At 74.4% G+C, this 15,748-nt stretch carries 14 protein-coding genes; 10 read left to right on the top strand and 4 right to left on the bottom strand.

Going from position 1 to position 15,748, the window contains the following annotated elements; genetic code table 11:
• Nucleotides 1-36 precede the first annotated feature (36 nt).
• The 4 genes from WMF42_RS34940 (at nt 37) to WMF42_RS34925 (ending at nt 3,562) form a co-directional block, all read left to right on the top strand.
• On the top strand, nt 37-732 hold the full coding sequence (locus WMF42_RS34940; protein WP_061611590.1) for a metallophosphoesterase: 696 nt from the start codon (nt 37-39) through the stop codon (nt 730-732).
• A gap of 163 nt (nt 733-895) precedes the next feature.
• On the top strand, nt 896-1,861 hold the full coding sequence (locus WMF42_RS34935) for a 50S ribosomal protein L11 methyltransferase (RefSeq protein WP_061611591.1): 966 nt from the start codon (nt 896-898) through the stop codon (nt 1,859-1,861).
• Nucleotides 1,858-2,616 carry an RsmE family RNA methyltransferase gene (locus WMF42_RS34930; protein ID WP_437687329.1) on the top strand — a complete coding sequence of 253 codons (759 nt, stop codon included), beginning with the start codon at nt 1,858-1,860 and terminating at the stop codon, nt 2,614-2,616. The genes WMF42_RS34935 and WMF42_RS34930 overlap by 4 nt, the downstream gene beginning before the upstream one ends.
• A 31-nt stretch (nt 2,617-2,647) precedes the next feature.
• On the top strand, nt 2,648-3,562 hold the full coding sequence (locus tag WMF42_RS34925) for a hypothetical protein (protein WP_437687327.1): 915 nt from the start codon (nt 2,648-2,650) through the stop codon (nt 3,560-3,562).
• Between the two features lie 413 nt (nt 3,563-3,975).
• Here WMF42_RS34925 and WMF42_RS34920 read toward each other — a convergent pair whose 3' ends face one another.
• From WMF42_RS34920 to WMF42_RS34910, 3 genes are all read right to left on the bottom strand, one after another.
• A complete protein-coding gene (locus WMF42_RS34920) occupies nt 3,976-4,902 on the bottom strand; it encodes a hypothetical protein (protein ID WP_061611594.1) in 927 nt (308 codons plus the stop codon).
• A 119-nt stretch (nt 4,903-5,021) separates the two neighbouring features.
• A complete protein-coding gene (locus WMF42_RS34915; protein WP_061611595.1) occupies nt 5,022-5,807 on the bottom strand; it encodes a hypothetical protein in 786 nt (261 codons plus the stop codon).
• Entirely contained in the window at nt 5,804-8,395 is a 2,592-nt protein-coding gene (locus WMF42_RS34910) for a TonB family protein (protein ID WP_437687326.1), read from the bottom strand. The genes WMF42_RS34915 and WMF42_RS34910 overlap by 4 nt, the downstream gene beginning before the upstream one ends.
• Before the next feature lie 276 nt (nt 8,396-8,671).
• Here WMF42_RS34910 and WMF42_RS34905 point away from each other — a divergent pair, with 276 nt between their 5' ends.
• From WMF42_RS34905 to WMF42_RS34880, 6 genes are all read left to right on the top strand, one after another.
• Nucleotides 8,672-9,088, top strand: coding sequence for a hypothetical protein (locus WMF42_RS34905; protein ID WP_061611597.1), 417 nt, complete (start codon nt 8,672-8,674; stop codon nt 9,086-9,088).
• 112 nt (nt 9,089-9,200) lie between these two features.
• A complete protein-coding gene (locus tag WMF42_RS34900) occupies nt 9,201-10,010 on the top strand; it encodes a ParA family protein (protein ID WP_061611598.1) in 810 nt (269 codons plus the stop codon).
• Entirely contained in the window at nt 9,985-10,824 is an 840-nt protein-coding gene (locus tag WMF42_RS34895; protein WP_437687324.1) for a hypothetical protein, read from the top strand. Before WMF42_RS34900 ends, WMF42_RS34895 begins: the two co-directional genes overlap by 26 nt.
• Entirely contained in the window at nt 10,821-11,741 is a 921-nt protein-coding gene (locus WMF42_RS34890) for a hypothetical protein (RefSeq protein WP_061611600.1), read from the top strand. Before WMF42_RS34895 ends, WMF42_RS34890 begins: the two co-directional genes overlap by 4 nt.
• Nucleotides 11,738-13,045 carry a hypothetical protein gene (locus tag WMF42_RS34885; protein WP_437687322.1) on the top strand — a complete coding sequence of 436 codons (1,308 nt, stop codon included), beginning with the start codon at nt 11,738-11,740 and terminating at the stop codon, nt 13,043-13,045. Before WMF42_RS34890 ends, WMF42_RS34885 begins: the two co-directional genes overlap by 4 nt.
• Before the next feature lie 273 nt (nt 13,046-13,318).
• Complete coding sequence (locus WMF42_RS34880) at nt 13,319-14,191, top strand: fibro-slime domain-containing protein (RefSeq protein WP_437687320.1); 873 nt, start codon at nt 13,319-13,321, stop codon at nt 14,189-14,191.
• A 115-nt stretch (nt 14,192-14,306) separates the two neighbouring features.
• On the opposite strand, the gene WMF42_RS34875 is transcribed toward WMF42_RS34880, so the two are convergent.
• The gene (locus WMF42_RS34875) at nt 14,307-15,560 is read right to left on the bottom strand and encodes a thioester reductase domain-containing protein (protein WP_199694100.1); all 1,254 of its coding nucleotides are present in this window, start codon (nt 15,558-15,560) and stop codon (nt 14,307-14,309) included.
• Between the last annotated feature and the right edge of the window lie 188 nt (nt 15,561-15,748).

Here is a 15,748-nt window from a genome sequence, read left to right as displayed (position 1 = left end):
CCCTGGACCGGGCGTCCCTGCTACCTTGGGTGTGAGATGCCGCGCACGATCATCATCGGTGACGTTCACGGCTGCCGGGATGAGCTGGCGCGGCTGATCGAGCACGTCGGCTTCGCGCCGGGCGACCGGGTCGTCATGGTCGGCGATATGATCGTGCGCGGTCCGGATCCGTGCGGAACGCTCGACCTGCTCCGGGAGCTCGGCGCGATCTCGGTGCGGGGCAACCACGAGGACCGGCTGCTCCGCTGGCGCGCGGGGCGCAGCGATCCGCGCGGCGAGCCGCTGGGCGAGCTCTCGAAGGAGACCGCGCAGCAGCTCCGCAAGCGCGACTGGGCCTGGCTCGAGACGCTGCCGTACTGGCTGGATCTGCCGGAGCACGGGCTGCGCGTCGTGCATGCGGGCCTGATCCCCGGGTTGCCGATCGAGCGGCAGGACCCGCACACGTTGATGTACGTGCGCTGCCTCGGCCGCTACGGCGAGCCGGTCGAGCGCCGCGGGGGCAAGACGCTGTGGGGCCAGACCTACCAGGGCCCGCCGCACGTTGTGTTCGGGCACAACGCGCGGAGCGAGCCGCAGATGCACGCGTGGGCGACCGGGATCGACACGGGCGCCGTGTACGGCGGCCGCCTCACGGCGATGGTGCTCCACGACGGCGAGCGCGTGCCCCCGCCGGCGTCGCGCGGCGAGGTGCTCGTCTCGGTCCCGTCGCGGCGCCGCTACGTGGGACGTTAGCGCGGCGTAACTCGGGGGGAGCAACGGCGGTGGAGCGCCGAAATGCTCCGGTTCCTCCAGCGGTTCCGCGCGATCGGCGGCCCCGCCGCGCGGGATCTTCGTTAGGCTCCCGCCCGCGCCGCCGCCGCTCTTCAGGCCGGCGGCCCGTCACGGAGCAAGCCACGTGGAGCCTCGATACCCGTTCGTCGCAGTCGATGTACCCGAGCCGGAGGCCGACGAGATCGCCGCCGCGCTCTTCGAGCTGGGCGCCACCGGCGTGGAGCAGCGCGACGAGCAGACGCTCGTGCGCGGCGCCCTCTCCGGCCAGGTGACGCTCGTCGCGAGCTTCGAGGATCACGACGAGGCGAACGCCGCGATCGCGACCCTCGCGGAGCTCGATCCGCCGCGCGTCGCGCGGCTCGAGGAGGTGGTGGGCGACGCGTGGCGCGACGCGTGGAAGGAGCACTTCGCGCCGTTCGCGCTGACGCCCACGATCACGGTCGTGCCGCCGTGGGCCCCGCACGCGCCGCGCGGCGAGGGCGAGCGGGCGCTCCTGCTCGAGCCGGGGAGGGCGTTCGGCACGGGCCTCCACGCGACGACCGCGCTCGTCGCGGAGCTCCTCGACGAGCACGCCGCGGAGCTCCGCGGCCGCGAGATCCTCGACGTGGGCACGGGCAGCGGCATCCTCGCGCTGGTCGCGCTGCTGCTCGGCGCGGAGCGGGCGGTGGCGATCGACAACGACGACGACGTGATCGAGGTGGTCCGCGAGAACGCGGCGCGCAACGGCCTCGAGGGCCGCGTCGACGCGAGCGCCGGCGTTGTCGAGGCGGTGACGCGGCGGTTCCCGTGGGTCGTCGCGAACATCGAGGCGCGGGTGCTCCGGCCGCTGGCGCCGGAGCTCGCGCGCGTGCTCGAGCCGGGCGGCCGGCTGATCCTGTCGGGCATCCTCGAGAGCGAGCGCGACGACCTGGTGGCGCGGTACACAGCGCTGCCGCTCGAGCACGTCGCGACCCGCCCGGATCCTGCGTCGCCGCGCGGCGAGCGGGGCGCGGCGCGGCCGGCGGGGCGGGGCGACGCGGGCGGCGAGGGGTGGGTGGCGCTCCTGTTCCGCGCTCCTGTGCCGGGCGGCGCGGCGCCCTCGCCGGGATGAGCGGCCCGGGGCTCTTGCGGGTGCCGCTCGGATCGATCGCGGCCGGCGTGATCGCGCTGCCGCCGGAGGCGGCGAGCTACGTGGTGCGGGTGCACCGCCTGCGCGAGGGGGACCGCTTCGTCGTTTTCGATCCGGAGCTCGGGGTCGAGGCGGACGCGACGCTCGAGTCGATCGGCCGGCGCAGCGCGGAGGCGCGGATCGAGGCGCCCCGCCCGGCGGCGCTGCGGCCCGGGCGGCGGGTGACGTGGATCCAGGCGGTCGGCAAGGGCGACAAGATGGACGCGGTGGTGCGCGACGCGACAGAGCTCGGGGCGACGCGGATCATCCCGGCGATCTCGGCGCGCAGCGTGGCGCGGCCCGTGGAGGACAGGGTCCAGCGCTGGCGCCGGATCGCGGTGGAGGCGGCGCGCCAGTGCGGCCGCGGGGACGCGCCGCGGGTGGACGCGCCGATGAGCCTCGCGGCGGCGCTCGCGGAGGCGCGGGCGGCGCCGTCGACCGGCGGGGGCGCGCTGGGGATGTGCCTGGACCCGTACGCGGAGACGCCGCTCGGCGCGCGGCTCGCGGCGCTCACGCCGGGCATGGAGGCGGCGTTCGCCGTCGGTCCGGAGGGCGGCTTCACGCCGGAGGAGCTCGGCGTGTGCGCGGCGCTCGGGTTCGAGCGCGCGCGCCTCGGCACGCTGACGCTGCGCACCGAGACCGTGTGCGCGGCGGCGCTCGGGGCGCTGATCGCGGTGAGCGACGCGCGGGCGGGGTGATGGGCCGGCCGGAGCGTCGCCTCGAGGTTCGATGAACGGCGCGGCGTCCGGCGGGCGGATCGCGCGGCTCTTCGCCGCGCTCGTGGTCGTCCCCTGCGCGTGCAACAGCGCGGCGGACGCGCCGAGGAGCAGGCCTGCGCTGGCGCACGACGGGGCCGTGCCCGCGCGGGCGGAGCCCGCCCCGGCGCCGCCGCCGCCCCCGGTCGTCCCTGCAGCGGCGAGCGCGCAGCCCGAGCAGGCGCCGTGGCCTCGAGCGCGCCCGCCGCGGGTCGAGACGGACTGGTGCATCGACGGGGTCGACGCGCTCGACGAGGAGACCTGCTACGTGCTGCCCGACGCGCCGACCCGCGCGTTGCTCATCTACCTCCACGGGATCGTCCCGCCGGGGAAGGACAGCCAGCAGAAGACCAACTTCGAGACGGTCGTGTCGCGCGCTTCCCGGCGCGCGGGCGTCGCCGCGCTGATGCCGCGCGGCAAGGTCGGCCTCGCGCCGAAGGGGTACGCGCGCTGGTGGGGCTGGCCGACGGGCGGCCCCGCGTACGAGAAGCACGCCGCGGCGTTCGCGGCGACGTTCGCGGAGAAGCGGCGGAGGCTCGAGGAGATCGCCGGCGCGCCGTTCGCGCGCGTGTACGTCGCCGGCTCGTCGTCGGGCGCGTTCTTCGCCGCGGCGCTCGCGCTGCGCGGCGGCGTCGTCGCCGACGGCTATGGCGCCATGTCCGGCGGGGGAGGCCAGGCGACGCCCGAGCTCGCGACGCTCGAGCCCCGGCCGTTCTACATCGGCTTCGGCTCCCACGACACGGTGGGCCGCTCGGCCCGCGCCCTCGCCGGCGTGCTGCGCGGCGCGGGCTGGCCCGTGCGCGTCGCCGAGCACCCGGTCGGCCACGGCGCGAGGGAGATTTACCTGGACGAGGCGATCGCGTTCTGGCGCGAGCACGAGGCGCGGTAGGTGAGCGTCGGGGCGTCGAGGAACAGCCGGAAACCCGTGCCAGTCGTCTCCATGGGCACTCACCTGATCCGACACGGCAAGATTGTCCGTATGGCTGTCCCGTACCGTCAGCGAGACGATCAGGGGGCAAGGCCCTGGCCTTCAGGATCTCCGATTGGGTCCAGGAGGGGAGGCGCTGTGAGGCGCAACGTCTCGTGTCGCCGCCACCGGCGCCGGCAGGCCGATGCCAGGACGGCACCGAGGATCGCGAGTCCCGCGGAGGCGGAATATGGAAGGCGCACGAGCAAGTTGATCGATGGACGGATCGAGGCGTGCTGGCCGTCATCAAGCACAAGAGCCAAGGCGTCTACCGCCTCTGATGCGGCGCGCCGGGCCGGCCGTCATGACCGGCGCGGCCACCCGCCCTCAGCCCGTCACGGCAGCACCGCGCGCGTCGGGCACTCGCCGTCGCCCTGGAAATCGCCGAGCGTGCGCGCCTGCGCGACGACGTAGTCGTACGCCGTCTCGATCACCCCGAGCGCGCCGCCGAGGTTGTAGTCCTCGCCGAAGACCTCGGCGACCTTCACCTCCTTGAGCTCCTCGATCGTCGTCTCGCCGTCGCCGTCGATGTCGCTGTCGGCGATGTACTGCGCATGGCGCTTCGTGATCTCCGCGCCCGCCGTGATGTTGTTGAAGAACCAGTGATCGCCGTGGATGGTCGGCTTCACCGCGATCGTGCCGCCGGTCGGCACGCTGAACCCGGTCAGCTCGTCCTCGGTCGCGCAGTCGTCGAACGACGTCCCGGCCGAGAGACCCCAGCTGAAGCGCACTTTCTCCGCGGGGACGCACGCCTCGCCGCGCGGGCACGACTCGCCGCCCTCCTTCTCGATCGACCCCTCGAAGAACACCGAGTAGCCGTTCTCGACCATCATCGCCACGTCGCCCTCCGAGGTGGGCGACAGCGACTTCACCCCCTCCCGCGCGTTCGGGAGGTCGAACCCGAAGCGGTCCCAGCGCACCGCGCTCACGCCCTCGAACTCCGCGATCACGTACCTCGTGGCCGGCGCGTTCTTGAGGTCGAGCACGAACACCGAGGGATCGTTCAGCGTCTCCTGCGCGTCCGAGCGCGCCGCGCGCACGTTGCCGACCGTCACGAGGAACCTGTCGTACGTGACCCGCCAGCCGTCCGCGATGTTCTCCTCCCCCGTGCCCGGCTCGAGCCCCTCGGGGATGGAGTCCTCCGGCTCGACGAAGATCTGCACGGTGCCTGTCCCGGACCCCGCGCCGTCCTCACCGCCGCACCCCGCGACAAGCGCGAGCGCGCACGCCGCGACCAGCACCCCTGTCTCTCTCGCTCCCATGATTCTGGCTCCTCTGTCGTCGAAGACTCCGGACGAGCGCGCACCGGCGCGCCGCCCGTCGCGCGGGCCGGACGCAGGCCCACGCGCGGTCGCGCCGGCGACCGCGCCGCGGCGCCCCCTCACGGCGCCTCCGACCAGACGAACTCCGGCGGGCTCTGCGCCGTCATGGCGATCACCAGCGCGTTGTGCGCGCGCGACCCCGGCGCGATCACCGCCTCGGTCGTCCCGCCCTCGCCCCCGGCGCCCTCGAGCACCGCGTCGAAATCGACCCGCGCGAGCCACGCGCCCACGTCGAAGCGGACGGCGAGGCGCACCGGCTCGGCGCCGACGATCGCCGCGGCCGCGACGCTCGGGACGGCGCGCTGCCCCTGGAACTGCGGCACCGCGTCGACGTCGGCCACGAACTCGAGCACGTCGTCGCCCCGCGTCGCGCGCCCGCGCAGGTGGGCCGAGCGCCCCCCGGGCGCCGCGGGTGATCGCGCCGGCGCCGACTCGGTCAGGAACCAGTGGATGCCGTAGTCGAACGACGCGCTCCGGATCTCCCCCTCGAAGCCGCGGACCCGACCGAGCGGCTGCGGCTCCGGGGCGAGCAGATCGACCTGCGCGATCGAGAGCAGCTCGGCGATCGCGGTGCTGCACAGCGTCGCCGAGCCGGACGCGGCCGCGCAGAACTGGACCGGTCCGAACGCCACCGCCGCCTCGTCGAGCGCGACCGTCCAGCCGCCGGCCGCGATCTCCCCGGGCGGCGCGGCCTCGGCGTACGCGAGGTACGAGACCTCCGGCTGGCCGGTGCCGGCGCAGCCGAGGAGCGCCGGCGGCGCCACGGAGAACGCGAGCGCGAGCGCGAGCAGGCCGCGCGCGGCGGGGCGGCCCTGGCCATCGTGACGAGCGCGGCGATCGTTCATAGCGAGAGGGTCACGTTGCCGAGGACCGTGAGCGGCGGCCCCGCGCTGATGTGCCGGGCCGGAAGCGCCGAGGGCACCGGCGTTGTCTGCCAGTTCGAGACGAACGAGTACTCGGTGTCCGCGTGCTCCGCGTCGAGCAGGTTCTGCGCCTCCACGCCGACCTCGATCCACGGGCCCTCCTGCGCGGGGTCGCCGCCCGCCCGCAGGCTCCGCCGGAGCGACAGCGAGGCGTCCATCACGAGGACCGGCGCGGCGCTCTGCGCGTAGGGCAGCGGCCGCGCCGAGAGGAACGTCGCGCCGTAGCCGAGCCGCCCCTCGATCGGACGGCCCGCGATCGTGGCGAGCGGCCGCTTCACCGACAGATCGGCGCGCACCACGACGGGCGGCACGAACGGGAGCTGCTGCCCCTCGACGTACGGCGGCGTCGGGCTCTCGGGCGTCGGCGGGGGCGGCGCGTCCAGCGTGGCGTGGGCCAGGGTCGCGCTGACGCCCGCGGTCAGCGCCGGGCTCGGCGACGCCTGCAGGTAGACGACGACCCCGCGGCGCGTCGTCGGGCCGATGCGCGCGAGCCCGCCCTCGGCCGCGTCGAACGCGAGATCGTAGGAGAGGCGCGTCTCGTAGGCGGCCGCCGTCGCGCTGAGGCCCCCGCCGGGGCGCACCGTCGCGCCGACCTCGTAGCTCTTCACTGTCGCGAACGGCGCGTTCTCGCCCTCCTCGAGCTGCCGCGCCTGCGGGGAGCGGTAGCCGTGGCCGTACGCGGCGGAGAGGCGCAGCGCGGGCAGCGGATCGACCTCCAGCGTGGCCCGCGGGCCGAACGCCACGCCCGCCGCCGTGCGCCGGAACCCCTGGATGTGCGTCTCCTTCTGGAACGCCGGGATGAAGTTGCCGAGGCGGTCGTCCACGTCGAAGACGAGCACGTCCGCGCGGGCGCCGCCGCGCAGGCGCGCCCAGCGCGACAGCTCGAGCAGCGCGTCGCCGTGCACGCCGATCCCGGTCAGCCGGATCGACGCGTCGACGCGCCGGTCCCATGTCTCGTTCTGCGGCGGCTGGAGGAGGCTCTGCGCCTGCTCGATGCCGTCGGTCTGCACCTCGGCCCCGACGGCCACCTGGCCGTGGAGCCACGACGCGAGCGGGGCGCGCGGCGTGCGGTAGGCGAGCCCCCCGCCGAGCGCGGCGTCCTCGTTCGACTGCTCGATGAGATCGCCCCGGCCGGCCCAGGTGGGCCGCTCGCGCGAGCGCTGCGTGTAGCCGGTGAAGTTCATCCGGCTCCGGTACCCGGACGTCATCGCCCAGAGCCACGCGCTCTTCTGGGACCCGTCGTCGTCCGCCCGCTCCGCGGACAGCGCCACCTGGAGCCGGGTCGACGCGGCCGACTGCGAGCGGGCCGACGGGTCGCGGTACGCGTCGTGGAAGCCGACGCGCCCCGCCTCGATGTCGTCCCGCCGGAGCACGCCCGCGAGGTTCGCGCGGCTGCCGTGGGCCGCGACGTGGATCAGCAGCGAGTACTCGTCCGGCAGCGGCATCCTGTACTGGCCGACCGCGGCGCCCGAGATCGCCCCCCGCGTGCCGTCGCCGAAGCCGTCGGTCGCGCGCACCGCGGCGGCCCCGAACGTGTCCTCCGACTGCGCCTCCGGCGCCCAGATCGCGAGCAGCCGCCGCGCGCCGAACGAGCCGAGCGTCCCCTTGAGCAGGAGCCCGCGATCCTCCACGCCGAGGTCGAAGTACGCGCTGCCCGCGACAGCGAAATCGCCCTGCTGCGGGTCGTACACGCCCTCGACGACGCGGAGCGACCGCACGACCTCCGGGATGATCACGTTGAGGTCCCCGTAGCCCTGGCCGTGCACGTGCGAGCGCTGGTTCAGCGGGATCGGCCCGACCCGGAGCTCGACGTCCTGGCCGTGCTCCGCGTCGAAGCCGCGGAGGAAGATGCGCTGCGCGACCGCCTCGCCCTCGGGGTGCGCCACGTGCACGCCGGGCGCGGTGCGCAGGAGGTCGGCCGCGGTCGCGTGCGGCGCGGCGGAGAGCGCGGCGCGGCCGATCCGGAAATCGCTCGACGCGCGCCGGGGCGGGTTCGGGCGGCCCTGCACGTGGATCTCGATCGGCTTGCCGGGCTCGGCCACCGCGTGCGGGCCCGCGACGCCCCCGGCGAACTCAACGGGCCTCGGCGCCTCGGGCGCGGGCGCGGGCGCCGGGGACGCCGCCGGCTGCTCGGGCGTCGCCGGCGCCGGCTCGGGCGGCGCCTCGTGCGGGCCCGGCGCGAAGTGGAACGGCACGCGGATCCGCGCCCGCACCGGCGCGCCGTCGCGCATGGCCGGAGAGAAGCGCCACCGCCGCGCGGCGTTCAGGGCGGCCTCGTCGAACCCCGCGCCGCCCGACTCGGCGACGGCCGCGTCGCTGACAGCGCCGTCCTTCTCGACCGTGACGAACAGCGTGACCGTCGTGTCGACGCCCTCGGCGAGCCGCTCGGGCGGGTACACCGGGTCGACGTGCTCGAGGATCTGCGGCGGCGCGGCCGCGCCGGGCTGCGCGAGCGCCGACGGCGCGGCGAGCGCGACGACGGCGCTGGTCCACAGACAGCAGGCGAACACCCAGCGGCTCCTCGACACGGCAGATCGCTTCGATGCACGAGCGGCGAACTCTGCGGCGCCCTCCAGAGCGGACGTGCGCCGCGCGCCGGCGCGAGGCCTCGCTGTCCCTGCTTCTGCTCCAGACGCGCGCATGGGTGAGAGAGCCCCACGCGACTACCACGGCGCACAGCGGCGCCGCAAGCGCAGCGCCCTCGCTCGCCGGCGACGGAAGCGCTGGCGTCGCGGCGGCGCAGCGGCGTCTTCCCCGCGCGGCGCGGGCCCGTGTATCGTCTCGTCATGGCCAATGAGGCGCTCGTCCAGGCGGTCAAGTCCATCGTCACCCTTGCGCGTAGCGGCGATCTCGACGCCGCCTACCGGGGGTACCGCGATCTCTTTCAGAAGCCCGAGTTTCTCAAGCACCGGCCCGAGGACCAGCGGCAGGTGCTGCGGCTCATGATCCTCGCCAAGGGCGTCCCGTCGACGCCGACCGACGCGATGATCGAGGCCCACCGCGCCGCGGTGCCCGCCCTGACGGAGCTCGTCTCGATCCACGGCGATCCCGGCGACCACGAGCTCCTCGGGCTGTGCCACGTGGTGCTCGGCAACCTCGATAGCGCCGACAAGATCTTCCGCGCCGGCCTCACCATCGAGCGCGAGCGCAACCCGCAGAGCAACCTGTGCGGCACGCTGATGAAGCGGATCTCGCTGCTGTAGCCCTGCGCTTCGGCGTCCCGCCGCGGGGCGCCGAGCGCGGCACTGGTTTCCTGCGGCGCCCGTCCTGTTAGGATGCGCCCCGGGCGCCGGGGTGTGCGCCGTCAGGGAGCCCATGTACGTCATTGCGGTCGCGAGCCAGAAGGGCGGCGTGGGAAAGACCACGATTTCCCTCAACCTGGGGCTCGCCCTCGCGCGCGCCGGCCATCGCGTGCTGATCCTCGAGGTCGACGCGCAGGGGAGCCTCGGGCTGTCGCTGGGCCTCGCCGACCGCGCGCGCGCGGGCATCGCGGAGCTGCTCACGGGCGCCGAGCGCCTCGAGTCGGTGCTGCTCCGGACGCGCGATCCGCAGCTCCAGGTGCTCACGGTCGGCCGCGTCGACCCCACGACCGTCGCGGGCTTCGAGGACGCGCTCGCCCGCGCCCCCGTGCTCCCCAGCGTGCTCGCGCGGCTCGCGCCGGACTTCGACGTCGTCGTCGTCGACTGCCCCGCGGGGCTCGGCAAGGTCACGACGCGGGCGCTCGAGGTGGCGACGCACGCGCTCATGCCGCTCCAGGCCGAGCCGCTGGCGCTCCGCTCGGTCGGCCAGCTCCTCGCTGTGATCGACCGCATCCGCGCCGAGAAGAACCCGCGCCTGTCGCTCATCGGCATGGTGCTGTCGATGTTCGACCGACAGGCGCCGGCGTCGCTCGACGTCGCCGAGGCGCTCTGGACCAGGTTCCCCGACGGGATCATCCTCGACACGGTCATCCCGCGCGACGGCGCGTTCCTCGAGGCGTCACTCCGCGGGGCGCCGCTCCTGCTGATGCAGAAGCGGCCACCGCCGCTCGCGCGGGTCTTCGATCAGCTCGCGAACGACGTGCTCGTTCGCCTGGAGCCCACCTCGCCGGACGATGACGATGGCCCGATCTCGCTCCTCCTTTGACATCGACGGCGCCGTCGCCACCGCCGCGGCGCTCGTCAAGCGGCCGAGGCCCCGCAAGGCGCGGGCGCCGTCGATCGCGCCCGCGGCCGCGCCGCTCGTGTCGTTCGAGTCGCGGCCGCCGCCCACGCGGCCGGAGCCGGAGCCGATCTCCTCGCCGCCGATGTCGCCGCTGTCGCCGGCGTTCGAGGAGCTCGCGCCGTCGAGCGATCTCTTGCCCCTGTCGAGCGCGGGCGCGAGCGGCGAGATCGGCCTCCGGAGCGCGCTGCCCCCCTCGGCCGACGACGTCGACTCGCGGCACGGCGCGGCGCTCGACCTGCCGTCGCCCGCCTCGTCGGCCTCGTACGTGGCGGTGTCCGGGCGGCGCGCGGAGCGGCTCGACGACGCGATTGCCGCGCTCGCGGCGGGCCGCGCGCCGCGCTTCCCGGACCTCTCCGCCGCCGGGCCTGTCGCGCGCTGCGAGCGGGTGATCGAGTGGATCGCCGAGGCGACCGGCGCGACGGACGTGTTCCTCGCGGACGCCGCCGGGCTCCCGTTCGCCGGCGCGATCCGCGACACGGAGGCGAGGCTCGCCGCCTCGGGCCTCATCGCGTCGGCGATCGGCTCGCTCGTGGCGGCGCTGCCCGGCGCCCCGTCGCAGCGCTTCGAGCTCTGCGCCGGCGACGGGCCGTTCTTCCAGCTCATCGGGTTCCAGGTGCGCTCCGCCGCGTACATCGTCGGCCTGATGCGCCCGAGCCCGCTCATGCCGCGCGAGGCGCACGCCGTGCGGATCGCGTGCCAGCACGCGCTCGACGCCGCGATCGGGGTCGTCGGATGAGCGCGGACCACGGCGAGCCCTCGCTCGATCGTGGGCTCACGGCGATCGCGGGCGCGCTGGACGACGACGATCCGCTCGCCCCGATCGCGCTCGACAGCATCGGCTACGGCGTCGCCGGCCTCGATGCGATCGTTGTGTTCCACCTCAGCGACGCGCGCGTCCACGCCGTGTTCGTCCGCGAGGGCGCGCCGCTCTCGCCCGCGGACGTGGCCGCCGGGCTCCGCGACGCGTACCTCGGGAGCCAGCTCGCCGCCCAGCGGCTCGTCCCGGAGCGCGAGGCGCAGGCCCGGTCGGGCCGCGGCCGCGGCGCGCGCGCGTCGAGCAAGCCGCCCGGATCGCAGGGCCGCGCCGACGAGCTGCCGGACCCGGTGGTCACCCTGGAGCTGAGCGGCAGGACGGTGCTCCTGCGGCGCGTCCGCGCGTGCGTCGTCGCGAGCCTGTTCGACGGCACGATGCCGCTCGGCATGGCGCGGCTCGTGGCGCAGCGGCTCGCCGCGACGCTCGCGCCCGAGCTGCCGCTCGAGGAGCCGCCCGAGGAGATGCTGAGCGACCCGCCGGGGCTCTTCGAGGATCCGCTCAGCGCCGACACGGTGGACGATCTCGTGCGCGGGGTCGCGCGCTCGGCGCCGCCGCGGGGCTCGTCCAGCAGCATCCCGTCGCGCCGGAGCAGCGGGGCGCCGCCGCCGGTCGAGCCGCCGTCGGCCGAGGTCGCGCGGACCGAGCGGCTGCTCGCGCTGCTCGAGTCCCGCGCGCCGGAGCCGCACGTCGCGCGGCTGCGGCTCGCGCTGCGCGCCGGGCTGACGCCGCTCGCGCTGGAGCACCCGGACGAGCTCGGCGCGGAGGCGGTGGTGCTCATCGAGACGGCGGCGGCGGACATCCTCGGCCTGGAGCGCGCCGCGCTGCGGAGGCTCCTGTGACGGCGCTCCGGCAAGGCCTGCGGGGCCGCGTCGAGGGCCCGCTGGACGATCTGCTCGGCCCGATCGAGCCGCACTGCCTGCTCCACGTGGCGGATCAGCTCGTGATCGCGCACTCGCACCACTTCGCGCTCTTCCTGGAGCAGACGATCTTCGACGCGCTGGGCGGGGAGAGCCGCGGTGTGCGCCGGCAGGCCGCGTTCGAGGCGGCGCACGCGCTGCTCGGCCCCCTGTACGCCGAGCGCCACGGCGCCTCGCCGCGGGAGAAGCTCGAGCTGGCGGCCGATCTGTTCGCCGCGATGGGGCAGGGGCGGCTCCAGTTCGAGCTCAGCGCGGAGGGCGGCGCGGTGCACGCCGCGTCGCTCTTCCACGGGACGAGCTTCCTCGCGAAGTACGGCGGCCGGATCCAGAACCGGATGGTCATGGACGCGTTCGCGTCCGGCTACTGCGCGGCGGCGGCGAGCCTCGCGTTCCCTTCCGACTGGGGGCGGCTCGACGCGGACGAGGTGACGTGCGTCGCGCGGGGCGACGCTGTCTGCACGTTCCTGCTCACGCGGCGGTCGGAGCGGCCGCGCTTCGGCGAGGCGCTGACGCGCAAGGTGGTCGAGTCGGCGCGGGTGAGCTGGGCGTTCGAGGGCGGCGCCGCGGCGCGGGCGCGGCGCACGGGGATCGCGATGCTCGAGGAGCTCGGGGCGCTCCGGGCCGACGAGCGCGGCCTCATCTCCGCGTACGGCGTGAACCTGGCGCTCTTGCCGGTGGGGTACGTGCATCAGAAGACGTTCGACACGGTGCACCTCATCGAGCGGCGGTCTCCGGAGCTGGTCCCGGTGTTCGAGGCGCTCGTGCGGGAGGCGGCGCAGACGGGCGCGTTCCACCTGCTCGGGGGGATGCTCGCGTCCGCGTCGTTCGAGGCGGCGTGCGGCCCGGTGGGCCGGGACCAGCACGAGCGCCTGGAGCAGCTCCTCGGGCTCGCCCGCGCGCTCGGCTGGGGGGCGCTCTCAGCGCCGGAGTTCCAGCCGGGCCGGGTGCTTGTGCTGCGCGCGCCGATGACGCACGAGAGCGCGTATTACGCGATGAAGCACGGCCCCACGGCGCGGGGTCGGCTCCTGTTTCAACAGGGGACGGCGGTCGCGATCATGCAGCTCCTGCACCGGGTGGATTTCGGGACCGATCGGCCGATCGACGCGGAGACGTACGGCGCGCTGTTCAAGCTGGGGACGCGGTTCCGGGTGCAAGAGACGAAGTCGCCGCTCCGGGGGGACGAGGCGTGCGAGGTGAGGGTGGAGGCGGTCGAGGACAGGTGGTGACGACCTCGTTCGCCGAGCGGCGACCGTCCCCTCAGGGCGGCTCGTAGCACCTGGATCTCGTAACGATCTCGCAGGAACACACGGCTGTTGAACAGGGCCTCTGCGCCCGGCGGCGCCTCGGAAGCGATGCTCATGGACTGACATCCTCCAGGCGCCCGGGTGGGCACGCGGGCGCGAGTCGACCCGACCTGCTATATAGCGCCAGCGCGGCCGTGGACGATTGAGCAAAGGAAGAGCGAGCATGGCGCATCCACCGAGCAGGAGGCGATCTCGATGAACATGGCCCCGCAGACGGCATCTTTCTTCCAGGGCTCTCCGCCAGCGCTGGCCGTCCTCCTCTCGGCGCTCGCGCTCGCCGGATGCACCGCGATCCCCGAGTTCATCGGCAGGACGAGCGACGCCTCCGGGACGGGCGGCGGCTCCTCCGGGACGGGCCTGGGCGGCGACCTCCCGCCGGCCGGCGGATCGACCGAGGACGCGTCCTCCTCGAGCGGCGGGCAAGCCGGCTGCGCGCCGCGGCTCGAAGGGGTGGTGCGCGACTTCAAGGCGCACGGCACGCCCGGCGGGCACCCGGACTTCGAGCGCTTCGAGGGCGTGGGCTTGACAGGCATCGTCGAGCGCGTGCTCGGCCCTGACCAGAAGCCGGTGTACGCCCATGAGGGTGCGACGGAGTTCACCGTCGGGCCCGAGTACTTCGATCAATGGTTCCGGGACGTCCCGGGGGTCAACGACGCGATCCGGTTCACCGTCCCCCTCAACGTGAGCGATGACGTGTTTCGCCTCTTCACCAGCAGGGAGTTCTTCCCCATCGACGGCAAAGGCTGGGGCAATCAGGGCAGGGACCACAATTACGGTTTCACGTTCGAGCTCCACATGAGCTTCAGGTACAGGGGCGGGGACGACTTCACCTTCGGCGGCGACGACGACATCTGGGTGTTCATCAACAACCAGCTGGTGATGGATCTTGGCGGGGTCCACGGCCAGATGTTCGACACCCTCGATCTCGACGCGATGGCCGACGAGCTCGGCCTCGAGGTCGGCAAGGAATACCCGCTCGACATCTTCTTCGCGGAGCGCCGCAGCGGTGGATCGAGCTTCATGATCTCGACGCTCAAGTACACGAACTGCGAGCCGATCATCCTGTAGCGGCAGAGCCGCCCGCCGGTCGCTCGGGAGCGCCTCTGCGAGCTCGAGCCCGTCGAGCCGGGGTGTCGTGGACCGGAGCGTCCATGCGCCCTCGGGGCGCCTGGACGCGACGCGCCTACCTCGCGGCGGCGCTCCTCGCACGCCTTGCCGCCCGAGGGGAGGGTTGTCCAGCGAGCCCTCGGCGCAGCGCCGCGAGGTGGTGCTCCGCGCGCGCCCCGAGGACGCGCGCGTCGACAGGCGGCCAGCGGAGGGCCATGTCGTTCAGCGCCTGCGTGGTCCTCTCCAGGGCGTAGTGGCGCGTCGCGTCCGTGAACAGCGCCGCGAGCGCGTCCTCGGCGCGCCTGTCCCCGGGGTCGTCCCCCGCGCCGAGCGGCACGGGCAAGAGCGCCACCAGGCTCGCCAGGCCCTTCTCTGTCGGATAGCGCGCGACCCTCTCCGTCAGCGCCTGCCAGAACTCGGCGTAGGGCACCTTGCGCAAGCCGAGCCCGCGCCGCGCGAAGGTCGCCAGGATGTCGTCGAAGGAGATGCTCTCCGGCTGGAGCACGTGGAAGCAGCCGCCTCGCGCGCTGTTGCTGCGCAGCACCTCGACGACGAAGCGGCTCACGTGGTCCACCGGCGTGTAGTCGAGCCGGATGGAGCTCTCGAAGGACAGGCCCAGCCGGAGGCAGGCCTGCAGCAGCACGTCGGCGAGCCCTCGCGGGTTCGGGGTGCCCTTGCCCGAGTGCGGCATGACCTCGCCGAGCCGGTAGAGCGTGACGGGGATGCCTCGACTGCGGCCCTGAGAAAGGAGCCTCTCGGCCACCCACTTGGACTGGCTGTAGCCGTCGGTCGGGAGCGACGCCTCCGACGGCTCCGCGTCCTCGGGGATCTTGCCCGCGGCGCGCGCGCGGGCGGACTCGGGAAAGACGCTGAGCGTCGAGAGGTGATGAAGGCTCTTGGGCCGCCCGCGGCTGGCGAGCCGGAGGAGCTCGACGGTGCCTGCCACGTTCACGGCGCGATGGGCCTCGTAATCGTTCAGCAGGTTCACCAGCGCGCCGCTGTGCACGAGGGTGTCGAGGGTCTGCGCCAGCCCGTCGAGCACCTCCGGCGGGAGGCCGAGCCCCGGCTGGCTCAGGTCGCCCACGACAGGGACGATCCGGGGCACGAGGGACTCGTCCCACAGCCCGTGGTGCCTCAGGTTGGCCTGCACCCGGCGCACGGCCTCCGGCGCGCTGGCGCTGCGGATGAGGCAGAACACGCGTACGTCGCGGAGCCCCAGCAGGTCGTGCAGCAGCTGGGCGCCGATGAAGCCGGTCGCCCCCGTGAGCAGCACGTTCCGGGGAGCCAGGCGCCCTGGGCCGGACGGGGCAGAGATGTCCGCAGGGAGCACGAGATCCTCGAGCAGGTGGGGGATTGTCCCACCTTCGGGGGAGCGAGCTGGCCGTCCGTTGAGCTCCACGAGCAATTGGCACCTGCTGTCCGAAGTGATCCCTTCGACAGGTTGATGCCTCCAGGGGGAGCGGCCCTTCACGCCAATTTGTCTCTTCGGGGGCGACGGCGCGGCTCAGGCGCCACCCT

This window comes from Sorangium sp. So ce176 (assembly GCF_051519835.1).
Lineage (GTDB): Bacteria > Myxococcota_A > Polyangia > Polyangiales > Polyangiaceae > Sorangium > Sorangium cellulosum_G.
This window is presented reverse-complemented; position numbering and strand designations above follow the sequence as displayed.